The sequence below is a fragment of the Kitasatospora sp. NPDC086801 genome (assembly GCF_044745805.1).
Taxonomy (GTDB): domain Bacteria; phylum Actinomycetota; class Actinomycetes; order Streptomycetales; family Streptomycetaceae; genus Kitasatospora.
The window spans coordinates 24,288-46,632 of the sequence record NZ_JBIVAX010000030.1; the positions used below are offsets into that span (position 1 = coordinate 24,288).

Genomic DNA, 22,345 nt, shown 5'->3' on the forward strand with positions numbered 1-22,345 from the left:
GGCGAGACTCTTCGAGTGAAAAACCGGAGCAAGGCCGCCTGACTGGCGCTTCGCCAGCTACTGAAATGTCTTCAGACCATATGTTTAATTCTGGCGCTCACAGCGTCGGTGCTCGTGCCCGGAGCGCATTCACACGTGCCACAGACCGCGAAGCCAAGAGGAACAGTCATGCGCTTCACCCGCTGCGCTCTCGCCGCTTCAATCGTGGCGGCTTCCGCCTCAGCCTTCGGCCTGCCCCTCTTCCTCATGGGCGGGATGTCCCAGAGTTCCGATGCCATGCAGGTCCGCACGGTCAGCGCCCTCGGCACCTCGCGGAGCGACGCCGAATCACCCGGGTCACCCTCCACGGATCCGGACTCGGAGGACTCGGTCGCCCCTTGCTTCAGCTACGGCGGCCCCTACTGCGGCTGGGTGAGAACCTACTGGGGCGGCTGCGACAGGGGCTGGGGCCTGAGCTACGGATTCAAAGACCCTGACGTGCTCTGCCCCCACGACCCCCGCCCGAGCTCCTCGGCCACGTCCAGTCCCTCGGCCGCACCCAGCCCCTCGGCCACGTCCGGTTCTTCAGCCACGTCCAGTCCCTCGGCCGCACCCAGTCCCTCGAACCGGCCCAGCCCCTCCGCCGCACCCAGCGGCGCTCGGCCACAGCCGGCCCCTCGGCCATACCCGAGCCGCTCGGACGAGCCCAGCGCCTCCGCCACGCCCAGCCGCTCGGCCGAGCTCAGCCCCTTGGCCGCGCCCAGCTTCTCGGGTGCGCCCGGTTCGTCGGCCGTACCCAGCACTCCGGGCGAACTCAGCCCCTCGGCCATGCCCAGTCTCTCGGCCGCGCCCGGTTCGTCGGCCGCGCCCAGCGCTCCGGGCGAGCTCAGTTCCCCGGGGGATCCCGGCTTCTTCACTGCACCCAGCCACCCGGGCGAGCTCAGTCCCTCGGAGGAGCCCAGCCCCTTCGCCGGAAGCAGCAGCTCCTTCTGACCAGCTCTGCTGGGAGGGCTCAGCCGCTGCTGAGAGAAGAGAGCTCGTCTCGGCTCTGGCCTTCACGCCGGGGTCGGCCGGTCGTGCCCGACCGTGATCGCCGCATGGATGCGGCACCGCCCCGGCGTGGCCGGCCGGCCGCTTCCCGAAGGCGCTGCCGGCTCCTCTTCCGGCCGACTATCACGTGTCAGAACGACGTCGGAGCCACGCTGTGGCCAGCATTCCTAGAACCATCAGCAATCCGCCGACCGCGATCCCGATGTGCTTCGTGCTCAGAAGACGGTTGTTCCTGCCTTCGGCCGCAGCACCGGGCGGAAGAGGGAGGACGCTGCCCCCGGAGCTGGGCGTCTCCGGCCCAGGCCGGCCGTCTTGAGGATGGTCCCCTGCTTGGGGCGACGGGGAGCCGGACGCGCCACTTCCGTCGGCAGCTCCACCCCCGTACGGAAGAGCGCCGTCACCGCGGTCACCGTCGTCGTGCTTGTCGATGCAGTGGGCGGCCGGGAAGGGGAACGTCCGTTCGTGGCGGTCGAATGCCTTCACCACGAAGAGCGGGTGCTCCCTGAAGAAGTCACGAATCTTCCACTCGTACTGGTTGCTGGTCTGGGTGGGATAGTTCACGTCCAAATACGTTGAAACATTAAAGCTGTCCCATGGTGCTGCCGGCGACGAGGGTGAGGATGAGGTGTCCCCCTGGAGAACGAGAGCCTCCGGCCCATTCCGGCCGTTCTTCAGGATGACCCTGAAGTTTTGGTCGATGAGTACGACACGGCGGGAACTGCGGCAGTCACGCAGGGGATTGCGGTCATGGTGTCGCCCCTCCCCCTCCCCGTCCCCCTCCCCGTCCTGGATCCACAGGGAGCCGAACGCATGCCGTGCGGACGCCTGCGCGGCGATGTCTGCCGACGGAGCCGCAAGGGCGATGACCGCACCCGCCAGCGACACTGCGACCCGGGGGCGACGATTCATCCAACGACCTCCATGGGGGGGGGCGAACACGCGGGACCGCCTGCTGGGCGACGCATCCGAGTCTCGGAAGAAGTTAAGAGGAGATGACTCGTCACATCGTGAACCTTCCTGGGGAGCCCTCCTTTTGTCACTCAGCCGCAGCAGTTTCGGGAGAAAGAGGTCGTAGGTCGTGGGCGGCCGTCCCCACCGAGGTCACCGTGGGCCGTTGGGGCGAGCTCAACGTCTTCACCTGCCCCACCGATCCCGAGCGTCCGTACCGCTGGAGCATCCAGTAGCGTGCCGGGCCCCGGCATCTGCCCGGGTCCCTTGCTTCCGCCCCTGGCCGGCAGGGCCGGGCCGGGCCGCAGCGGACGGGCCCGCGCGGGACCTCGTCGATGGGGCAGCTCAACTCCACGTTCGGCCCCGCCCCTTGCCGCGGGTCAGGGTAGGCCTGCCCGACGGCGGCCGGTGGCGCTGCGGGCGGTGGGGTTCAGCTCTGCCGGCCGTTGCGGGGTGCGGGGACGCGGGGCAGGACGTCCCACAGGGGCTGGCCGTCGGCGGCCCAGCGGGCGAGGACGGCCCGGTCGACGAGGAGGACGCCCTGTTCGGCGCCCCACCGCAGGGCGTCGCGGGAGAAGCGGCCGTTGGTGACGACGACGGCGATGTGGGCGGCGTGGACGCGCTGGTAGGTGCCGGCGAGGGCGTACAGGACGCCGACGCCTACCGGCTTGCCGCCGGCGGGGTCCTGCTTGTGCTTGCACTGCACGGCCCAGCGCCGGCCCGTCGGGTCCTCGGCGAGCACGTCGACGCTCTGGTCGTTGGAGCGTCCGACCTTGCGCGCGCGGCAGCCGTCGCGCTGCAGCAGGTCGCGGACCGCGTACTCGAACGCGTCCGGCTTCATGTGGTCGATCCCGCCCGGGCCGCTCAAGGCCAGCCGCAGTTGGGCGGCGCGCAGCCGCTGCCGGCGGGCCGTGGCCGTCCGGGCGCGCACCAGGGCCGCGGCGGCGGTGCAGGCCGCGAGGGCGGCGGCCACGAGCACCCACCAGTTCGCGGCCAGCCACCGCACCGCGGCGGCCGCCGCGCTGAGCGCCACCAGGGCGGCGAGCCCGTGGACGAGCCAGGTGGCGTCATCGCGTTGCACGGGCCCGCGGCCGCGGCGGCGCCGTGCCGGAGGCCTGCGCCTAGCCACGTCGGGCTCCGTCCGCGTCCGCGTCCGCGTCCGTGTCCGCGTCCGTGTCCGTCCTGGTCAAACCGGTGTCCTTCCTCGGGGTGCTGCTGTGCAGGGCGACGGATTGACCGGTGGTGCGCCCGGGAGGCGTCCGGGTGCTCGCCGCCGCCCGGGGGTGTCAGTGGGTGGCTTGGACGGCGATGCCGACGAGTTGGAGGATGGCGTGGCCCCAGGCGGTGGCGGCGATCAGGACGCCGAACACGACAGCGGTGAAGACGGTGAACGCCTCGTCGGTGCGGCTGCGGGACTGGGTCCGGCGTCGGAGCCGGATGACGATGAGGATCGCGAGGAACGCCGTCGCGCTGATCGTGTACTGCACTGTTCACCCCGGCCCGGTAGTTGACCCTGCGTGAGGCTCCGGCTACCCGGAGTCTGCTGCCATTCGGGTGAGCATGCCAGAGTGGCTGGTGGCCTGGGGCCGGTTTGCGGGAAGTCGGCCGGACCCGAACCATCGCGCCGGCCCTGTCGTCCGGCACCTGGAGGTGCGCGGAGTCCTGCCGGAGCCTGGACGTCTGTGGACCCGCCGCCCGTTCCGCGATGTCGCGCGTACCCCGGCCCAGCCTGTTTGCCCAGGTCGCGACGTTCCGCAGCTGTCCGCAGCCGTCCGCAGCTGGACCTGGGACAGGGGTGGGACAGCCGGGGCTGCTCGCGCCCCCGGAGTGGATCGGTGCCAGCCGGATCGTCCTGCCGACACCGGTGACGGCTGTGCCTGCCACACTGTCGATCATGACCGCCGACCGGCGCCCGATGTGGCAGCCCTTCTCCGAACCCTCCGCAGACCAGCCCCCGAGCGAGGAGCGCGAGCGGCTGCTCCCGGTGGAACGCTCGCTGTTCCAGGAGCCGCCGACCCCGGACCCTGACCTTCCCCGACAGCCCGCCGCCGACGCACGCAGGCTGCTCGGGCCCGGAGGTCTCACCTTCACCGAGGCCGGTTAGCCCGGCGCCGGCGGGCCGGTTGGTTCCGCCCGCCGAACCCTTCCACCGCAGGTCACAGCAGTGGCCCGCCGTCCCCGGAAAGGAGCGGCGGGCCACCGGGCCGCCCGGCTACGCCTGGAACTCCTTGCTCTGCACCCCGAAGGACTCGGCGAAGCCGTGCGACCCCAAGGACCCGGGCCAGCACTGGGTGATCTTCAACGACCAGATCAGCCTCGCCAACGCCTGATCCCCCGCCCCGCCGCCGTGCCGGGACAAGGCCTCAACGGCCCCGGGCGCGGCGGCCCGCACGAGAACCCCTGCCGAGGCGCGCCTCGGAGTTCGGTGGCAGCGGTTCCTGAGCGGACGGCCCGGCGGGTGTCATACGCTCGCCACGGCCAGGGGCGGAGCCGGTGCGAGCCGGCGGCCGCCGCTGGCGCGGAGCCGGGATGGGCGCGCAGGGGAGGACGCTGATGTTGACCGATACTTCGACCAGTGCCGGCAGGGCGGTACTGCTTCATGACCGCTACCCCACACTGGAAGAGCTCTCCGACACGGCGTACCTGCTGGCCGCCAGGAATCCGGGACTCTGCCGCGTGCGCACCGTCGGGACCTCCCGCGCCGGCCGGCCGCTGGTGCTCCTGTCGATCGGCCGTGCCGCCGACAACGTGCTGATCGTGACGGGTGCGCACGCCGACGAGTTCTCCGGCCGCGCCGGCATCGTGGAACTGGCCCACCGGGTCCTGGCGCAGCCTTCTCTGCACGAGGCGGTGACCTGGAACTTCCTGCTCTGCCTCGATCCCGACGGGGCGCGCCTGGCAGAGGTCAGCGGCAGCACCCGAAGCCTGCCCGAGTACTTCGAGCACTACTTCCGCCCCGCCGCCGAGGAACAGCCCGAATGGGCCCCGGTGATCGGCGGGCACCTCCCCGAGAGCCGGGCCCTTCTCGACCTGATCGACGAACTCCGGCCGTCTCTCCAGTTCTCCCTCCACAGCGCCGACGTGGGCGGAACCTTCATCCAGGCGACCTGCGATCTGGCCGGCCTCGCCGAGCCGTTCGGAACGTCCGCCGCCGCACTCGGGATCCCGGTCGAGACCGGCCCCTACGACACCTTCTGGCTGGGCGAATCGGGCCCGGGCGTCTTCATGATGGCGCCGCACCACATAGACCAGCAGGAAAGCAGCACGGGAATGCTGGCACCACAGCACACGGACCAGCAGGAGGTGGGAGGTGTCCGCGCCACCACCTGGTTCGCCCCCCAGCGCTACGGCGGCGCGACGGTCATCGTCGAGACACCGGCCTGGGTCAGCGACCACCTCGGGGACACCCGCCCGGCCGCCGACCCCTGCGAGCGCCTGACCGCCTGTGCCGATCAGGTCCGGGACCGCGGTCGGCTGGTCACCGAACTGATGGACGCGGCCCTGCCCCACCTGGACGACACCGCCCTGCTCCGGGCCGCGCGCACACCGCTGACCGCGTCGCGGCAACTGGCTGACGAATGGGACCCGCAGGCCGGCGGACAGCGCCTCCTCCGGCCGACGCCCATGACCGAGGCGAGACTGGCGGGCATCGAACTGTGGGCCCACCGAATCCCGGTCCGCGCGGCCGCACTGCTCCGCCGCGCCATCGACCCGGCCGAGGCCCCCACCGCACCGGCCGTCGCCCGGCTCGACCACCTCCTGCGGGACTGGTGCGCCCAGTACCAGCAGCGCTTCCAGCCGGCCTGGCTGCCCGTCGCGCGCCAGGCGGAGCACCAGGCGAACACCGTCCAGGCCGCCGTGGAGCTCAGCCATGCGACGACGGCCGACGCCTGACGCTCGGCGTGACCGGTAGGGGGACGCCTTCTCTCGCCGATCGCGGGTGCGCCGAGACGGCCCGTCTCGGCGCACCCGTTCCCGTTCCCGTTCCCGTTCCCGTTTCCGGCGCCCGTTCCCGCACCCGTTCCCGCGCCCGTTCCCGGCGTCCGTCAGTTCAGCCGGTGGCCGGCCGTGTTGGCGGCGATGCCGATCCTGCGGGTAGGGAACTGAGCAGTGCCGCGGTGCACTCCTCGGCGAGGTCCTCGGCATGGGCGGGGAGGGGGTCGTCGGCCCGCAGGTGGCGGCGGACCAGGGAGAGGGGCAGGTCGACCACGGCGAGTGCGACGCGTTCGGTGGCCTGCGGGCCTTCGGCGCCCAGGGCGGTGGCGAGGGCGGCGAGGGCGGCGCGCACCTGCCGGTCGCCGTGCTCCGCGCGCTGGAGGTGTGCCTCGGACCAGTCGGCGCGCCCGAAGTCCTCGGCGCCGTAGAGGAGGAGGGCGGCCTCCAGCGGGTGCGCGCGGCTCCAGGCGACGACGTGGCGCGCCGCCGCACACCCGGCCCGCCGCGCGTCGGCGCCTGCTTCGACGGCCTCGAAGTAGCCCTCCTGGAAGCCCTCCACCGTCCGTAGCCACACCTCGGCGAGCAGCGCGGTCCGTCCGGGGAAGCGGTGGTAGACCGAACCGCTCGGGGCGCCCACCTCCGCGGCTACCGCGGACATCGTCACCGCGGCCGGGCCCGCCGCGGCGGCCAGTCGCACGGCGGCGTCGAGGAACTGCTGCGCATCGAAGCGAGGTGGTCTTGCCATGGATTGGAGAGTACTCTCCAGAATATTAGAGACTTTCCTCTAGAACGAGTCCGAGGAGGACGCATGGGCGTCTACAACGTGCACGAGCGCCTGCTGGCCGCGCAGCGAAGCGAGGTGGGAGCGCTGATAGACACCCTGGCGAGCAGCGACGACAGGCTGTGGCCGCAGGGCGGTTGGCCGCCGATGGAGTTCGACCGCCCCCTGGGGGTCGGGGCGAGCGGCGGACACGGCCCGGTCCGCTACACCGTCGCCGCGTACGTCCCCTCGCAATGGGTGCGCTTCGCCTTCAGCGGCCCGCGCGGCTTCCACGGGTTCCACGAATTCGCCGCCCTAGCCGTCGACCAGGACCGCACCCTGCTGCGCCACACCCTCGCCATGGCCGCCCGCGGCCCGGCCCGCCTCACGTGGCCGCTCGTCTTCCGCCCCCTCCATGACGCCTGCCTGGAGGACGGCCTGGACCGCGCCGAACTGGCCTGCACGGGCACGGTGGTCCGACCGGCGAACTGGAGCCCCTACGTACGGATGCTGCGCGGGCTCGCGCGCTGATCACCCGGCAGGCGGGTCCCGTCCGGGGCCGCACCAAGGGGGCCGACCCGCGTGTCGGCCCCCGGCTCCCACCTCAACTCGGTGAGCTCGTACGTGAAGACGAAGCAGACGCTCATCGAGATGATGGCCGACCACATCGTCGGCTCCGTCGACGTCACCCACCTGCCCGACGAACCGGTCGAACGGGCCCGCACGGTCGCCACCCGCTACCGGGACGCCCTGCTCGCCCACCGCGACGGCGGCCGCCTGGTCGCCGGGACCTTCACCGGAACGGGCAAGACCCTGCGCGTCGCCGACACCATCGCCGGCGCCCTGCTGGACGCCGGACACCCCGAACCGGACGCGGCCCGCCTGTGCTGGTCGATCGTCTACTTCACGCTCGGCCTGACCCAGGAGCAGCAGACCCCGTCCGACAACCCCCGCGGCTCGTTCCACGAACTCGTCGCCACCGGCAGCTACCCCTCCCTCGCCCGGATCGGCCAGGGTGTCGGCGGGTCGGCGTAGAGTCGGTCTCGCATTTCAAGTTAGATGAAGAGGCGTGGAGCTTGTGGGCGTGTTCGTGACGACCGGTCAAGCCGGGTCGGCACTGGAGTGCTCGATCCCGACGGTGCGGAAGCTGATGGCCACCGGCGTGGTCCCCGGCGTGCGCGCGGAGGGGCGGCAGGTGTTCCCGCTGGCCGCACTCCAGCAGCTCCAGGCCCGGCCCGGCGCAGATCTGCCCGCGCTCGGAACGGCCGAGGTCGCGGTGCTGCGCTCGGACGTCCCCGCGCGGGTCGAGGAGGCGGACCGGGAGTGGATCGGCTTCGGCACGGCGCTCGACGAGGCGCAGCTGCTGGCCGCGCTGTCCGGCTGGTGGCGCTGTGACCCGGCCCGTGTCGCGGCGGGCGGGGTGCTGCCGGTGACGGTGGCCGGCTACATCGTCGCGGTGCTGACGGGCCTCACCGAGTGGGAGGCCGACGGCACCGTCGGCACCGGGGCCCGCTACCGGTTCACCGAGGCCCGTCTGGCCGGCTACCTGACCGACCTCACGGCCCCCGCGAACGCCGCCGACCCGGCCGACCCGCAGGACGCCCGCCTGGCGGGCCTGCTGCTCGGCACCCGCCTGCCGTCGGTCTCCGGCGGCCCGATCGCCTATGTCACCGCCGCCACGACCGCCGCCACGACCGCCGCCACGACCGCCGCCACGGTCGCCGCCACGGTCGCCGCCGACCAGCCCGCCGCCGAGGGGGAGTAAGCCTGATGGACCGCAAGACGTACACCGCGAAGCTCGCCGAGCTGCGCCCGCTGCGCGCCGAGATCCAGACCGCCGAGAAGGCCGTCGCGGCCGCGCAGGCCGCGCTCGACAAGCTCAACGGCCAGCGTGCCCGCCGGGTCGCCGAACTCGCGGGGTACGAGGGCGCGCAGGCGGCGCCGATCGCCAAGGCCGCCGGCCTGTCCGTGGCGGCCGTGGTGCGGATCTCGCCGCTGCTGGACCCGACCCCGGTGGCCGTCCGTGCCGCCAAGGCGGAGGACCGGGCCGTCACCGCCGCGCCCGTCCAGGCGCCGCCGCCCGTGGCCGAGCCCGCGCCGCAGCCGGAGCCCGCAGGTGCGGCCGCTCCGGCGCTGACCCGCCCCGTCGTGGCCGGGCAGCCGGTTTCGCCCGCCGAGGTCTTGCAGGTGGCTCCGGAGGTGGCCGAGGGCGAGGCCGACGGCGAGGACCAGACCGACGGGGAGGACCAAGCCGAGGGCGAGGACCAGGCCGTGGTCGAGCAGCCCGCCGCCGCTCCCGAGACCGCAGCCGACGCGGAGGACCCGGGCCCGACTGGTCCGTTCGTGGAACCCGCAGCGTCGGTCGCTCCGGTCGCTCCGGTCGCTCCGGTCGCTGCCATGCCGGCGGGGATGGCAGCGGGGGTGGCAGCGGGGATGGCGGCCGGGCCGCGCGAGCTCCCCGGGCTCCCGGAGGGCCCGGCCGGTGCGCGGTTCGAGGCGGTGACCACCGGTCTGGTGTCCAAGCGCCCGAACTTCACCCAGCAGGCCCGCTCCACGGTGTTCCTGGACGCGGCGACCGGCGTTCTCGCGGTTCGCGACCAGACGGTGCGGCTCGACCTCGGCGCCCGGACCCCCGGGGAGATCCTGGACGCCGTCCTGGCCACCGCGCCCGGCACCGAGCGGGTCTACATCACCGCAGGTGCCCCGTGGCACGACGGCGCCGAACGGTACTCCACGCTCAAGGACGCGGTGGCGGCCTGGCTGAACACGCCGTCGGAGCGGTGGACGACCGCCGTCGGCTCGGGCCGGGACAAGCTGGCCGGGCACTTCGTCCACCAGCGTCAGCCGGTCGGCCGCTACGCCCCCGCGAGCGCGCCGGACAGCGGCAGCACCGAGATCCGCTCCATGGGGGAGTGGTTCGACCCGGACGGCGCCGACGTCCTCACCTGCCGGGACGCCTTCCGGCTGCTGTGGCAGGCGCTGCGCCGCCACTGGGACGACGCGGTCCTGATGGGCTCGCCGTCGCAGACGGGCCGGGACCTGTGGTCGCGGACCATCCCGACGACGGGCAAGTGGGCCGGGGGCTACCCGGTGCTGTCCGAGGAACTGCGGGGCCTGCTGCACGCCACGGGCGGGCAGGGCCGCACCGAGCTGATCCTGCCCCCGCGCGTCCCGGAGCAGCTCCCGGCGCTGGTGGAGTACGACCGCACCTTCGCCTACGCGAAGCACCTGTGGAAGTCCCCGGTCGGCACCCCGGTCCGGGTCACCGCGGCCCGCTTCGCCGCCATGTCGGAGCAGGAGCAGGCGAAGGCCTTGATGTCCTGCTCGCACTGGAACATCCGGGTGACCGTCCCGGCCGGCTGGAACCACGTCGGTCTGCTGCCCGCGCCCGTCACCGGTGACCGGGCCTGGGTCTACCCCTCGGAGCCCGGTGCCACCTTCACCACCTGGGCGGGCGGGGCCGAGGTCCACCTGGCGCTCTCGAACCACCTGATGCCGTGGCGGATCGAGATCCTGGGCGGCCTGCTGTGGGAGGACGGCAAGCCCCTGGACGAGTGGGGCAAGCGCCTCAAGGCCGCCTGGGCGGACCTGACCAATCTCTCCCGCCTGCACGCCGACGGGCGGCAGCGCACCGCCGCCTACCTCGCCAGCCGCGCGGTCCGCAGCGTCCTGCTGTTCGGCCTGGGCGGCTTCGCGCAGCGCCCGCGCCTGGTGTCGGGCACCACGCCGGTCGGTGAGGCGCTCCCGGCCGGGGTGGAGATCCTCGGCCAGGCGGGCGAGGTGGTGACGTGGCAGCGGCAGGCCGGCTTCTCCCGCGACCCGTACGCGCACCCGGAGTGGGCGGCGTACGTGTGGTCGGGGGCGCGGGCGGCGCTGCTGGACATGAAGTACCGGCAGGGCAAGGAGGTCATCGGGTACGCCGGGGCGCTGCACGCGAAGCCCGGCAGCGTCGTGTACTTCGGCACGGACGGCATCGCGCTGACCGAGCGCCAGCCGTGGCCGTACCGGGGCGAACCCGGCGACTACCTCCTCAAGGGCCACCTGAGCGGCCCCGTCGAGCACCCGGCCAGCCAGGAGCAGTACCTCAAGCTGCGCGCCCAGGGCCGCGCCGAACTCGCCGAGAAGGGGACTGACCAGTGAGCCCGGCCGACCCGAACCAGCCGAACGAGGCCGCGAGGCTGACCCAGCAGCTGATCGACCAGGGCTACACCAAGCGCCAGGTCGCCAGGATGCTCGGCCGCGACGCCAGTCTGGTCTCGCAGTTCTTCACCAAGGGCAAGGGCGCGAGCATGGTCAACGCGCTGCGTCAGATGGTCCGCGCGGTGCGCGGCGGCGAACGCGACGAAGAGGCGCTGTCAGGCATCGCCGAGGCGAACACCACCCGCCGCCGCACGAAGACGGGGCAGAAGGCGCGGGTGCGGGGCAAGGACACCGTCGGCGAGGCGGGCGGGTCGATGGCCGGCCGCGCGGGCAAGCAGGCCATCAGGTCCGGCGCCTCACACCTCGCCCCGGTGGTGCACGAGACCGGCCAGGCCGGCGGTCGCCTCGCGTTCACCGTGCGGATGAAGGCCGACCAGTACGTGTACTCGGCCGGGTCGGAGCAGGACTCCGGCGGCATCCGGCGCGGCTTCATCCCCCGCGTGGACGGCACCGAGGAGCGCACCTACGGCTCCGCCTCCACCGGCGGGTTCGACGCCGCCGAGTGGTCCCAGCGCGTCGCCGACCACCACGGCGACGTCACCGAGGCCATGAAGGCCTGGCTCGTGGAGACCGGTCGCGCCGTCGAGGACGCCGACATCGCCTACCTGGAAGTCCGCGGCTGGATCCCCGAGGAGTAGGCCCCGGTTGGCCTCTTGTGACTGAGCGCGACATTGTGACTCAGTGTGACGAGCGTCGTTAGCTGGCCCATCTGATCCACCGTTGGCCCGACACGGTCCTTCCAATGCGGCAGGATGTGTCGCACCCTGCTGCTCGACACCGGGCAGGTCGCCTTCGCGTTGGACGACGAGCTGCTGCTTTTCCAGACCCCGCTCGGCCCACTTGCCCCTGGCGCCTGGCCCTGTGGGGACGGAAATCTGCACGGCAACCCAGTCAGGTGGACCGACTGACCCCCTTCCCAAGGTGCCGAGCAGGGCGCGCCCCGCGCCGCCGGGTAGCGGGACGTGGTCAGCCGCGTCATCGCACGCGATAGACCCGGCGAGGTCGGCGGCCGTCCCCGGGATACTGGTCGCCCATGGATGAGGTCAAAGTCGTTGTCGCCCATTCCGAGCGCGCGACCCTGCGCGTCGGCGACGTGTTCCTGAAGGTGGACGCCGACCAGGCGCGCATCGACGTCGAGGTCGAGGCGATGGCTCTGGCGCCGGTTCCGACCCCGGAGGCCCTGTGGCGCAAGCCGCCCGTGCTCGCGATCGCCGCACTCCCGGGGACGACGCTTGGGCGCCTCGGCGGGCCGTCGACCGGGTCGTCGGCGGCGTGGGCCGCGGCGGGCGCCGCCATCCGGAAGCTGCACGACGCGCCGCTGCCGCCCCGCCCCGGCCCGGCCGGGCCGGGCCGGAGCATCGTCGCGCTGGCGGCGGAACTCGACGACGAGTGCGAGTTGCTCGTGACGAACGGCCTCCTGCCCGCTGACCTGGTCTCCCACAATCGCCATGAGTGGGCGGTGTGAGCGCGACGCCGCGTGAGTACTCCTGGACCCAACGGACCCCCTCGCGCCGCACGTCGGCCGTGAGCCGGTTCGACGGGGCGTTGGTGACGAAGGGCCCCAGGCCGAAGTAGCCGAGCGTCACGTCGTGGCGGCCGCCGGCTCCCGACCCGGCGTGCCTGCGGGTCAGCACGGTTTCGAGTCCGGGATCGCCGGTGTCCCCGGCGTCCTCGATGGTGTTCGGCGTCGACGTCTGAGGTGAGTTGGGCGGCGTACGCGTCAAGGAGCGGCTGGAGCCGGCGGTAATGGGGTTGTTGGTCGGTGCGCCGGAGCCTGCGCATGGTGGCGCGGCGTTGTCGCATCCACTTCTCGTGGGCTTCGGGGTCGGCGGCGATGTGTGGCGGGCAGGGCGAAAAGGAGTACTCGCCCTGGGTGACTTGGGCCCAGATGCAGGCGGAGATGGCGAGGCGTTTCCAGGACGAGCCGCAGCCACCGCTCGGCTAGACTCTCGAAGCCGTGCTGTCGGCCGGTGGAGACCAGGCACTCCTACTCCGGGCGGTGCCGCTGCCTCGTCTGCCAGGCGAAGTGCCGTATCGGTACCGTAGCCATCACCGGCACGTCAGCCAGGGATCTCACCGGGTTGACGACCTCAGCCTTCCCCGCCTTCCACGTTGCGGTCCACGACCTCGACCACCCCGGTCCGAGGTCCAGACGCTCAACCGCCCGGGCAGGGATCTCGTACGGCACCAGAAGAACATGCAGGTATGCCGACCAGGCTGGCCCCGCCTCAGCGCTCCCACCCTGCCCGCCCCGCCCGTCTCAGCATCCGAAGGAGAAGCACCACCGTGGAGACCACCGCCGCCGCCGGCGCCGAGCAGGACGTGCCGGTCGGGCTGCGCGCCCAGGCTGGGCGGCCGGTTCCGGTGCAGCCGTCCGGCACGGTCGTGAACCCGCTGCCGCTGCACTGGTTCCAGAAGGACGCCGTCGCGGCCGCGGTGCGTGAGGTGAAGGACGGCGGCCGGGCGACGGTGGTCGCCGCGACGGGCTCCGGGAAGACGCTGATCGCCGCGGGCTGCGCCCGGCGCCTGGCCGCGAAGGGCCGGGTGCTGGTGCTGGTGCCGACGATCGAGCTGCTGGAGCAGACCGCGGAGTCGTGGTCGCTGCGGGGCGGCCGTCGGGGCCTGGCGGTGGCGGCGTGTTCGCGGGAGGAGGCGCTGGAGAGCGCGGAGGCCGGCGGACGCGTCCACGCCCGGGTGACCACGCAGGCGGCCCGGATCGCCGACCTGGTCCGGGCGGAGAAGGCTGGCGAGCCGGTCACCGTGTACGCCACCTACGCCTCGCTGGAACGCATCGTCCAGGCCCACCAGTTGCACGGACTGCTCGCCTGGGACCTGGTCGTCATTGATGAGGCCCACCGCACCGCCGGCTCCGAGGGCAAGGCCTGGGCCGCCGTCCACAACGACACGGACGTCCCCGCGAAGCGCCGCCTCTACTTCACCGCGACCCCGCGGATCGCGGACGACCGCAAGGCCAAGGACGGCCTGGCCGACCTCGCCGACACCAACGACGCCGACGACGCCGACGACGCCGACCAACTGCCCGCCCTGTGCTCCATGGACGACACCCGCGTCTACGGCAGGACCTGTTTCACCTGGACGCTCGCCCAGGGGAACGAGCACGGCTACCTCGCCGACTACCGCGTCCTGGTCCCCGTCGTCACCGACGAGGACCTGCGCGAACTGCTCCGCCTCCCTGCCGTCGCCGACCTCCGCTCCCAGCGCAGCAACGAGGAACTGCTGCGCCTGGCCCTGCAGATCGCGGTGCTGCGCGCGGTCGCCGACCTCGGCCTGCGCCGGGTCATCACCTTCCACTCACGGGTGTCGGCTGCGCGGGAGTTCGCGAACACCCTGCTGGACGCCTCGGAACTGCTGCCCGACGCGGAGCGCCCGGAGCGGATCTGGGCGAAGGCGGTGGCCGGCACCGACCGCCTGCGCGACCGTCGGGCCGCGTTCGCCGAGTTCAAGAACCACACCGGCGAGGACGGCGAGGAGTGCGGCATCCTCGCCAACGCCCGCCTGCTCTCGGAGGGCATCGACGTCGCCGCCGTCGACGCCATCTGCTTCGCGGACCCCAAGTCGTCGGTCATCGACATCGTCCAGGCCGTCGGGAGGGCGCTGCGCCAGTCCTACCGGCAGGGCAAGGTCAGTTGGGTCATCATCCCGGTCTACCTGCCCACCCCCGAGGTCGGCGACGACACGGCCGCCGCCGACCCGTCCGAGGTCCACGACGCGGGCGAGGCCGTGAAGGCCGAGGCCGACGCCGAGATCGAGGCCTCCAGCTTCCGTACGATCTGGCGGGTCCTGCGCGCTCTGGCCGCGCACGACGCCCGGGTGGTCGGCCGGATCACCGAGCTGCGCGCCCACCGCTCCCAGAGCAGCGCGCACACCACCGTGGCCAAGACCACCGAGGGCGCGCAGCAGCAGCCGGCGGCGGTGGCGCCGCCGGTCGAGTGGCTGCGGATCAACGCCCGCCAGCACGCCGCGCAGATCCTCCAGACCGTCAAGCTCCGTGCGTTCAACCCGCGCGCCGTCGAGTGGCAGCGGATGCACGCCGTCGCCGCCGTGTTCCACCTCCAGCACGGCCACCTCGACCCCATCGACAGGACGGAGCACGCCGAGCTGATCTCCTGGCTCGCCCGCCAGCGGCACCTCAACGGTCAGGGCCTGCTGGACGCGGCCCGGGTCAGCGAGTTGGACGCGCTCGGCATGATCTGGTCGAAGAACGCCAACGCCTGGGAGCGCGGCTACGCCTACGCGAAGGCCTTCCGCCACCAGCACGGCCACCTGGCGATCCCGGCGACCGCGAAGCTGGACGACTACGCCGTGGGCGCGTGGATGCGCCGCCAGCGCAAGGCCGACAACCTCACCAAGGACCAGACCGCGAAGCTCGACGCGCTGGACGAGCTGTGGCACCTGGAGCCGGACTGGAACCGCTCCTACCGCCGCCTGCTCGCCTACCTCGCCGCCGGCGGCACCCTCACCGGCCCGGCCAACCGCACCGGCGGCGAGGCGGACCCGGCCTTCCGGCCCGGCACCTGGCTGCGCAAGCAGGCGGGGGCCCGCACCGACGGCAAGCTGACCGACCAGCAGACCGCCCTCCTGGACGCGCTCCACCGGCACGAGGCCGAGACCGTCGCCGGCTGACCCGCCCCGCACGCCCCGCCGCCCCGGCCCACCCCCGGATCGTGTCATCGTCGCTGCGCACTGCGCTGGTGGTGTGCCCTCACGGCCCCTCGCAGCAGTGCGTAGGACTTGCCCTCGGCTGTTCTGTCGACGCCGATCAGTCGGTTGTGGTGCAGGTGCAGCAGGGAGTGGACGATGTTGTCGAGGTCCGTGGGAAGGCTGCCGGACTCGGCCTGAGCACGTAGCAACTCGCCGTAGGAGCGCAGGGGTTCACTGCGACGCTGCCAGCTGGCCAGTGTGGTGGCCCCGTGGTCGAGTGCGCGCAGACCCGGCCAGCCGCCGGAGGGATTGATGAGCCTCAGTGCCGTGGCGCGATGCTTCGTGAAGACCGCGTGGTGTTCCGTCCTCCGGATGTTGTCGATGACCCAGGGGTCGCCTGCCTCCGCTCCGAGGAGTTGCCGGACGATGTCGGCGTAGTTGGCCGCTGCCAGCAGCATGAGATCGGTCGGTTCCGCCTGGCCGGATCTGGTGGCCAGCTGTTCCATCACGGCGCGGCTGTCCGCGCAGAAGGCGTGCTCGGCCTCGGCGAGGGCGCCGGGTCCGCCGTATCGCTGGATCTCGGGCTCGTAGGTGTCAAGGGCTAGCCTGCCGATCAGTCCCGCATCGCGCAGCGCCCTTGCCCAGCCGCTCACGGTGCCCAGCAAAGGCCCGGCCGCCTCGGGGTCCGACAGATGGAAACGCAGTCGCAGATGCGGGTCTGGATCCCGGTAGCGGATGAAGAACCAGCGGTCGGCTGTGGGCGGTAACGCCTCGATGAGGCGGGGCAGATGGTGGGCGATCAGTTCGTGGTGACGATCGGCCGATGAGTAGATCTTGGCGTAGAGCCATTCCTCGCCGGGGAGGAACTCGTTGCGTGAACGGGCCGCCGGGACGGGGCTTCGCCCGTGGTCCGTGGTGAGCGTGGTGAGCGTGGTGGTACGGGTTCTTGGACGGGAGGTGGTGGGGGCAGGTGCGGCCCGCCGCAGCAGCGTGAACGCGATCTCGTTGGTGTGCCCGGTGCGGGGCTCGTGCCCCGCGTGGTCGGCCAGCCAGCCGGTGCCGAACGCGCCACCCGCGGGTGTCTCTTCCAGTGTGGTGTCGGGGTGGCGGCGCAGCTGCCGGTGGAGGAGTACCTGGTGCGACGGCTCGGCGAGGTCCAGTTCGAGGCGGTTGTCCGCGACCCCGGCCCGGACCCGGTTCGGCACCCGCCACTTCCGCAGCCACGCGAGCAGCCCGGTCCGCCACGCGGCGAAGTCGTCCGTCTGCGTCAACGCGGTGCCCTGGAGGAGCCAGCGCGCCGGCGACAGAACCGTACGGCCGTGGCGTACGCGCGGGAGGTACGGCAGTGCCGTGGCCTTGCCCCAGTTCCAGAACAGTGCCCCGGAGCCGGCGCTGCCCAGCTCGTGCAGCAGCCGGGCGGCGTTGGGGGAGTTCCGTTTCGGATCCAGCATGCACGGCATGCCCGGTGCGATCCGGCGCCCGTCCTTGGACGAGACCACCGTCAGGCGCTCGGGGTCGGCCATCAGGGAGAGGTCGTCGAGCCGGTGGGTGTTCGGTGCGGTGGGGTCCGCGTACGTCCCGATGCCGATGGCGTGTTCCAGCCACTGCGGGACCTGCGCGACATTGGCACCACGGGAGTGGAATGTGGGGAACCGCAGTTGTCCGTGGACCGCGTCCCCGTCGGGGGCGGGCAGGGCGCGAAGGATCTCGGCGAACCGCTCGTCCGCACGCGGGAGCAGCGACGCGAAGCGCCCGGCGAAGGAGCCCGCCAGGGTGGACGCTCCCACCACGACGAGGCGGAAGTCTCCACCCTCCAGCCCTGGAAGGGAATCGGCCATGAGCTGGGTCAGCAGCTCGCCGGACGGTGGCGCAGCGGCCCCGCTGCCCGGGGAGAGGGCCTCGATCAGCGATTCGTCGAGCATCACTTCGCGGGTACCGTCCTGCGAGGCCTCCTGCGCGAGGCGCACGAGCAGGAGATCCCGGTCCGTCGCGGTGTGGTCGGTGGGGGGAGCCCGCCTGTCGCTTGGCGGGACGAGGTATCCGGCGGGCGCGCCGAGACCGGTGTCCGGATCGAGGGCTTCCTTGACGGGGACCGGCCGCCCGGTGCCGTAGCGTTCCACGAAGTCGGCGTGGAACTGGCGCAGGTGCGCGGGCAGGGACACCGGTGGGGCGCAGCGCCACAGGACGTCCGCCGCACGTTCCACTTCGCCGGCCACCGCGTGGGGCAGTACCACCCGGGCGCTGAGGCCGAGATCGACCTGGATGACCTGGTCGGTCCGGTGCACCTTCCGCATCTGCCGGGCCACATCGTTCCACTGCCCACGGCCCTCGCCCAGGGGCGCCTTCGCGAAGCCGGCCAGACCCCGTTCGATGGACGTGAGCCGAGTGATCGCGGGCGAGCCGTGGGCATCGGGGCCGCCGGCCGGGGCGTGCTGGGTCAGCCGTGCCAGCACATGGCCGAGTGGATCGCCGCCGCCCAGGGGCGGGCGAAGGTCGGTGAGGACGATCTCGCGGGCGACGAGCGTGCGCAGCAAGTCCGCCACGGCCGCGGGCGCCACGTTCGCGCACTCCGCCGAGATCCTCGCTCGCACCTCGTGGCAGGGCACCGGCACCCGGGTCAGTTCCCAGGCCATCCGTACCGGGGCGGTGAAGCGCACCGACACCTCCTTCGCGCTGCCGGCCCCTCCCGCCATCGTGTCTGCGCCGGAGGGGACGAAGGGCAGCACGAGGCGGTCCCCGCGCACGAAGCACAGGTCGTTGCGTACGATCCGTGCACGTTCCAACACGCCCGGCCGCCGTTCGAGGTCCTTGACCACTCCCAACAGCCACTCCATGTCCGGCTTCACCGACTTCACGTGGTCGGTTCCCCACCGCACGCTCGCCGTCCCGCCGAACCCGGCCTCGGCCACGCCCGCCATCAGCCCGAACGGAGTGGCCCGGCCCGCCATGCGCAGGCGATAGCGCAGCACCGCCTCCACCGCGCCCCGTACGTCCTTGGGCTTCATCCGCTCCCTGAGCCGGACCCTGTCCAGGGTGCCGGCGAGGGACGGGCTGGACACGGCGAGGGCCTCGCACAGCACCGCGTCCTCGGCGGCTTCCCGCAGATACCCCAGTTGCGCGACGAGTGCCGTCTCACCGTTCCGCGGGGACAGCGGGCCCACCTGGAGGGTTCGGCCGGAAGGCCGTACGGCGGCCCGCAGGAGGGCGATGTCCGCACATGCGAAGGACGAGGGGCCGCGAGGTGCTGGATGTTGCATGGACTGTCTCCGGAGAACACGGGCGGACAGGCGGGTGGCCGGTCGGCACGGGCACGTGGCAGCGGCCTGTGGATGAGGATCGGGTTCTCTCCACCGTCTTCTCTCCACCGTCCACAGCACGGACTTCGCGCCGACGACCACAGACTCCCCGGGGTCGGTAGACGTCCGATCAACGTCCTTCTCCTCAGCCGACGTTGATCCGAGCTGGGCAGGAAGAACCCGACCTCGAGCCGCGCTTCCTGACCAGCCCGGAGTGTGTTCCGGGCGCCGCTCACCCGGGCCGGGGTCGCCTGGCTCTGTTCACGACTCGTGGCGACCCTCGCCCCGGCCCGGGAGCGGCCCCGCCCCGTCGGTCCGGGGCGTGGACGCCTGTTCGAAGACGGCAGGGCCGGGTATGGGGCCGACCGTGACCGCTACCGTGACCGCTTCGGCGCACCCGGGAGATCTCACCTGACGAACAGCGAACTGCCGCTGACGATGCGGGTGGTGCCGTCGGCGAGGGTGACGGTGACCGTGTCGGGGACGCCGCCGTGTGACGTGGAGCCGGGCCACCAGGCCGTCCAGCGGCCGTCCGCCACGGTGACCTGGAAGGTCCGTCCGGCGCTCTGCATGGTGATCGCCTTGACGTCGGCCCCGACGGAGCCCTGCGCGTAGTTGAACGTGGCGTCCCCGTCACCGTGGGAGCCGCCCGTGTCGTACGTCACCGCACCGGCCGCCACGGTCTTCACCGGGTCGATCGTCTCCCACAGACCGCTGGTCTTCGAGGCGACGTAGCAGAGCATGGCGCTGCCACCGCGGTTGACGACCATGGAGGCGACCTTGCCCCGCAGGTCCGCGTTGGTGATCGTGACGGGTGCCCCGGCGCCCGGGCCGGCGGTCATCCGGTCCAGACACCACTTCTCGGCGGTGGCCCCCGGGCCCGTCGAAGCGGCCAGCGGTGTCGGGACGCCGGTCCAGCTGGCCAGTTCCGCAGAGCTCAGCGGCCCGCTGCCGCCGCCCCGCGAGGACTGCGTCACGGCCACGGCCACGGCCGTACCCACGACGAGCGCACCGGCGAGGGTGACCGCCAGCCGCCGCCGAAAACGCGGCCTGGCGGGGGCTGGGGCTGGGGTGGGGGAGGGGGTGGGGGTGTCGAGGTCGATCCGGCGCATCAGGCGCTCCCGGTGTAGGGCGTGGCGTCCTGCGGGGAGATCACGTTCGGCCGGCACGGGCACCTGCCCGAGCAGTTCCGCGCGCTCGACCGGCTCCGGCCGCTGTCCGGCGTTCACTGGTGTACCTCCTTCGGGGACGGGGCCGCGCTCGCGGACCCACCCTGGATCTGGTTCCGGCCACGGCCGGGTTCCACTTTTTCCCGCTGCGCCCGGTGCTGGGCCGTCTCGGCGAGACGGCCCAGCCGGACCCGGGCCCGGGACAGGCGTGAACGCACGGTGCCCACCGGTACACCCAGGGCCTCGGCGGCCTCCTGGTAGTCCAGGCCCGCCCACACGCACAGGGCCAGCACCTCACGGTCCGGGCGGCGCAACCGCGCCAGCGCCTGGTGCAGGACCGCGATCCGCGCCGCGTCGTCGATCCGCCCGGCCACCTCCTGCGCGAAGTCGGGAACGTCCTCGCGCGCCCGCGGGAGCTGCGCCAGTACCTGCCAGTGCCGCCGGGCGGCCCGGCGCTGGTTGCTGACCAGCTTCGTGGCGATGCCCAGCAGCCAGGGCCGCAGGGACCCGCCCTCCGCCTCGACCCGGTCGTGCCGGCGCCAGGCCTCCAGGAACGTCAACGACATCACGTCCTCCGCCGTCGACCAGTTCCCGGTGAGCCGGAACACGTGGTTGTACACCGCGCGCGCATGCGTGTCGAAGAGCCGGCCGAACGCGTCCCGGTCACCGGCCCGCACCCGCGCCCGCACATCTCGATCTGAAGAGTCCACGCCCCTATCTGGTACCCCGCCCGCTCCGGTTCCTATGACCTGCGTCACCGGCGACCGGACGGGCCGCCGGTGGCTGTGCGCAGTCGTGGCTGAAGTCGGGGACGGCGGCGCGCAGGCGGCGACGGCGGTCTTGCTGTCGAAGTGCGGGGCGGGGTGGCCGGTCAGGGACATCGTGCTGTCCAACGAGGACCAGATGAATCGCTCCACGCCGGCCCGCTCCGCGGCGGCCAGCAAGTGCAGCCCTTGCCGATGCTCACCCACCGCGCTGCCCGTCGCGAAGGAGTCGGTGTTGGCGAACACGCGGTCGGCCCGCCCGATCAGGACTTCGAGGGCCGCCGAGTCGGAGCGGACCAGTCGCACGCGGTCGCGCGTGGTCGCGCGTGGTCGCGCGTGGTCGGGCGCGGTGGCGGCGAGTTCGGTGGCGTGGGCGGACTCCGACTGGCGGGGCCGTAGTTCACCCACTCGCGCGTCAGCAGCGGTCCCCGATCGGCGTGCGAGGACCAGTGCGCGCCGGTGGAGTGCCGCATGCGCGGGGTGTACGGCACCAGCTGCGTCCGTGGATACTGCTGGTCATGAACAGGCCAACATCTGCACGGCTCCTCGCCGCACTCGCCGCATGTGCGGTCGGCGCCTCCCTGCTGGTGGGCGTCCAGGCCGCCCCCGCGTCCGCGGAAACCTTCTGCGACTCCCACTCGGTCGATGGCGCCATCTGGACCGAGTACACCCAGACGCCCGGTGTGAAGCAGTCTCTCGGCTGTCCCACCAGCGATGAACTCGGCCTTCCCGACGGGGTCGGCCGCCGACAGGTCTTCGACAACGGCTCGATCTACTGGAGCCCGACCACCGGGGCGCACGCCGTGTGGGGTCTCATCGGCCAGGAGTGGGGTCAGCACGGCTGGGAGGGCGGCTACATGGGGTACCCGCTCACCGACGAGCTGAAGAACCCCGACGGGATCGGCGTCCGCCAGCAGTTCCAGAACGCCACGGTCTACTGGTCCCCCAGCACCGGAGCGCACGCGGTACACGGCAACATCGGATGGTGGTGGGGACAGTACGGGTACGAAAGGGGATCGTACGGCTACCCCACGAGCGACGAGTACAACGCCGGACACGTCGGCGGCAACGTCGATGACAACAACGGCGTACGCCAGGACTTCCAGTCCGGCAAGTACATCCTGTGGAGCGGTGGTCAGGCCGACGCCTTCGAGGCCTGCCAGACCGCGTGCATCGGCTACGGCGGCATCACCAACACGAAGTGGGTGAACAAGACCGAGGTCTACGTCAATTGGACCAACAGCCGCTTGACGTCCGTCCACGTCACCCCGACGGCCGCCGCGTTCAAGACCGTCACGGGGAGCGACGACGCCGCCAGCGACGTGAATGAGGACTGGAGGCAGGTGTGGTCCAACACGCGCATGTTCCCCGGCGCCACGCAGACCGAGGAGAACTCGACCTACCAACAGCTGTTGTGCCATGCGGAGTTCTCCTACCCCAACACCAGCGGTGGGCACTTCGGCGGTCCGACGTGGGATCTGGAAACCTGGCGCCCTGAACTCACCGGGGACAGTGACACGAAGCTCAAGAAGATGCTCGCCTCCAAGTGCAACTGGGACACGGACTCGTAGCACCTGCCTG

General features: G+C 72.3%; 18 protein-coding genes and 2 pseudogenes. 11 read left to right on the forward strand and 9 right to left on the reverse strand.

Going from position 1 to position 22,345, the window contains the following annotated elements; translation table 11 throughout:
• Positions 1-455: 455 nt before the first annotated feature.
• The 4 genes from ACIPLC_RS26615 to ACIPLC_RS26630 form a co-directional block, all read right to left on the reverse strand.
• Positions 456-896, reverse strand: coding sequence for a hypothetical protein (locus tag ACIPLC_RS26615; protein ID WP_400475535.1), 441 nt, complete (start codon positions 894-896; stop codon positions 456-458).
• A 256-nt stretch (positions 897-1,152) separates the two neighbouring features.
• Positions 1,153-1,590, reverse strand: coding sequence for a hypothetical protein (locus ACIPLC_RS26620; RefSeq protein WP_400475536.1), 438 nt, complete (start codon positions 1,588-1,590; stop codon positions 1,153-1,155).
• Between the two features lie 817 nt (positions 1,591-2,407).
• Complete coding sequence (locus ACIPLC_RS26625; RefSeq protein ID WP_400475537.1) at positions 2,408-3,058, reverse strand: restriction endonuclease; 651 nt, start codon at positions 3,056-3,058, stop codon at positions 2,408-2,410.
• A 205-nt stretch (positions 3,059-3,263) separates the two neighbouring features.
• The gene (locus ACIPLC_RS26630; RefSeq protein ID WP_400475538.1) at positions 3,264-3,464 is read right to left on the reverse strand and encodes a hypothetical protein; all 201 of its coding nucleotides are present in this window, start codon (positions 3,462-3,464) and stop codon (positions 3,264-3,266) included.
• 407 nt (positions 3,465-3,871) lie between these two features.
• Here ACIPLC_RS26630 and ACIPLC_RS26635 point away from each other — a divergent pair, with 407 nt between their 5' ends.
• The 3 genes from ACIPLC_RS26635 (at position 3,872) to ACIPLC_RS26645 (ending at position 5,871) form a co-directional block, all read left to right on the forward strand.
• Positions 3,872-4,081, forward strand: a complete 210-nt coding sequence (locus ACIPLC_RS26635; protein ID WP_400475539.1) for a hypothetical protein — start codon at positions 3,872-3,874, stop codon at positions 4,079-4,081.
• A gap of 19 nt (positions 4,082-4,100) precedes the next feature.
• A complete protein-coding gene (locus tag ACIPLC_RS26640) occupies positions 4,101-4,307 on the forward strand; it encodes a hypothetical protein (protein ID WP_400475540.1) in 207 nt (68 codons plus the stop codon).
• Positions 4,308-4,530: 223 nt separating this feature from the next.
• Positions 4,531-5,871 (forward strand): M14 family zinc carboxypeptidase, encoded by a 1,341-nt coding sequence (locus tag ACIPLC_RS26645; RefSeq protein ID WP_400475541.1) that lies wholly within the window; start codon positions 4,531-4,533, stop codon positions 5,869-5,871.
• 157 nt (positions 5,872-6,028) lie between these two features.
• Here ACIPLC_RS26645 and ACIPLC_RS26650 read toward each other — a convergent pair whose 3' ends face one another.
• Positions 6,029-6,658, reverse strand: coding sequence for a TetR/AcrR family transcriptional regulator (locus ACIPLC_RS26650; protein WP_400475542.1), 630 nt, complete (start codon positions 6,656-6,658; stop codon positions 6,029-6,031).
• Between the two features lie 63 nt (positions 6,659-6,721).
• On the opposite strand from ACIPLC_RS26650, the gene ACIPLC_RS26655 reads away from it, so the two are divergent.
• The 7 genes and pseudogenes from ACIPLC_RS26655 (at position 6,722) to ACIPLC_RS26685 (ending at position 15,517) form a co-directional block, all read left to right on the forward strand.
• Complete coding sequence (locus tag ACIPLC_RS26655) at positions 6,722-7,204, forward strand: SRPBCC family protein (RefSeq protein ID WP_400475543.1); 483 nt, start codon at positions 6,722-6,724, stop codon at positions 7,202-7,204.
• 51 nt (positions 7,205-7,255) lie between these two features.
• Complete coding sequence (locus ACIPLC_RS26660) at positions 7,256-7,708, forward strand: TetR/AcrR family transcriptional regulator C-terminal domain-containing protein (RefSeq protein ID WP_400475544.1); 453 nt, start codon at positions 7,256-7,258, stop codon at positions 7,706-7,708.
• 55 nt (positions 7,709-7,763) lie between these two features.
• Positions 7,764-8,438: a DNA-binding protein gene (locus tag ACIPLC_RS26665; RefSeq protein ID WP_400475545.1), complete on the forward strand. Its 675-nt coding sequence runs from the start codon at positions 7,764-7,766 to the stop codon at positions 8,436-8,438.
• 5 nt (positions 8,439-8,443) lie between these two features.
• Entirely contained in the window at positions 8,444-10,813 is a 2,370-nt protein-coding gene (locus ACIPLC_RS26670) for a hypothetical protein (RefSeq protein ID WP_400475546.1), read from the forward strand.
• Positions 10,810-11,511, forward strand: a complete 702-nt coding sequence (locus ACIPLC_RS26675; protein ID WP_400475547.1) for a helix-turn-helix domain containing protein — start codon at positions 10,810-10,812, stop codon at positions 11,509-11,511. The genes ACIPLC_RS26670 and ACIPLC_RS26675 overlap by 4 nt, the downstream gene beginning before the upstream one ends.
• Positions 11,512-11,906: 395 nt before the next feature.
• Positions 11,907-12,320, forward strand: a pseudogene (locus tag ACIPLC_RS26680) (aminoglycoside phosphotransferase family protein); the annotation flags it as partial.
• 839 nt (positions 12,321-13,159) lie between these two features.
• Positions 13,160-15,517 (forward strand): Helicase associated domain protein, encoded by a 2,358-nt coding sequence (locus ACIPLC_RS26685; RefSeq protein WP_400475548.1) that lies wholly within the window; start codon positions 13,160-13,162, stop codon positions 15,515-15,517.
• A gap of 44 nt (positions 15,518-15,561) precedes the next feature.
• On the opposite strand, the gene ACIPLC_RS26690 is transcribed toward ACIPLC_RS26685, so the two are convergent.
• The 4 genes and pseudogenes from ACIPLC_RS26690 to ACIPLC_RS26705 form a co-directional block, all read right to left on the reverse strand.
• A complete protein-coding gene (locus tag ACIPLC_RS26690) occupies positions 15,562-18,933 on the reverse strand; it encodes a lantibiotic dehydratase (RefSeq protein ID WP_400475549.1) in 3,372 nt (1,123 codons plus the stop codon).
• 305 nt (positions 18,934-19,238) lie between these two features.
• Positions 19,239-20,060, reverse strand: a complete 822-nt coding sequence (locus ACIPLC_RS26695) for a hypothetical protein (protein ID WP_400475550.1) — start codon at positions 20,058-20,060, stop codon at positions 19,239-19,241.
• Complete coding sequence (locus ACIPLC_RS26700; protein WP_400475596.1) at positions 20,057-20,689, reverse strand: RNA polymerase sigma factor; 633 nt, start codon at positions 20,687-20,689, stop codon at positions 20,057-20,059. Before ACIPLC_RS26700 ends, ACIPLC_RS26695 begins: the two co-directional genes overlap by 4 nt.
• 153 nt (positions 20,690-20,842) lie before the next feature.
• Positions 20,843-21,172, reverse strand: a pseudogene (locus tag ACIPLC_RS26705) (NmrA family NAD(P)-binding protein); the annotation flags it as partial.
• Positions 21,173-21,282: 110 nt separating this feature from the next.
• On the opposite strand from ACIPLC_RS26705, the gene ACIPLC_RS26710 reads away from it, so the two are divergent.
• Positions 21,283-22,335, forward strand: coding sequence for a DUF2599 domain-containing protein (locus tag ACIPLC_RS26710; protein ID WP_400475551.1), 1,053 nt, complete (start codon positions 21,283-21,285; stop codon positions 22,333-22,335).
• Positions 22,336-22,345: the final 10 nt, after the last annotated feature.

Coding starts and splice junctions, on each gene's coding strand:
- ACIPLC_RS26645 (WP_400475541.1), top strand. CDS start 4,531: ATGTTGACCGATACTTCGACCAGTGCCGGCAGGGCGGTACTGCTTCAT.
- ACIPLC_RS26635 (WP_400475539.1), top strand. CDS start 3,872: ATGACCGCCGACCGGCGCCCGATGTGGCAGCCCTTCTCCGAACCCTCC.
- ACIPLC_RS26655 (WP_400475543.1), top strand. CDS start 6,722: ATGGGCGTCTACAACGTGCACGAGCGCCTGCTGGCCGCGCAGCGAAGC.
- ACIPLC_RS26710 (WP_400475551.1), top strand. CDS start 21,283: ATGAACAGGCCAACATCTGCACGGCTCCTCGCCGCACTCGCCGCATGT.
- ACIPLC_RS26670 (WP_400475546.1), top strand. CDS start 8,444: ATGGACCGCAAGACGTACACCGCGAAGCTCGCCGAGCTGCGCCCGCTG.
- ACIPLC_RS26650 (WP_400475542.1), bottom strand. CDS start 6,658: ATGGCAAGACCACCTCGCTTCGATGCGCAGCAGTTCCTCGACGCCGCC.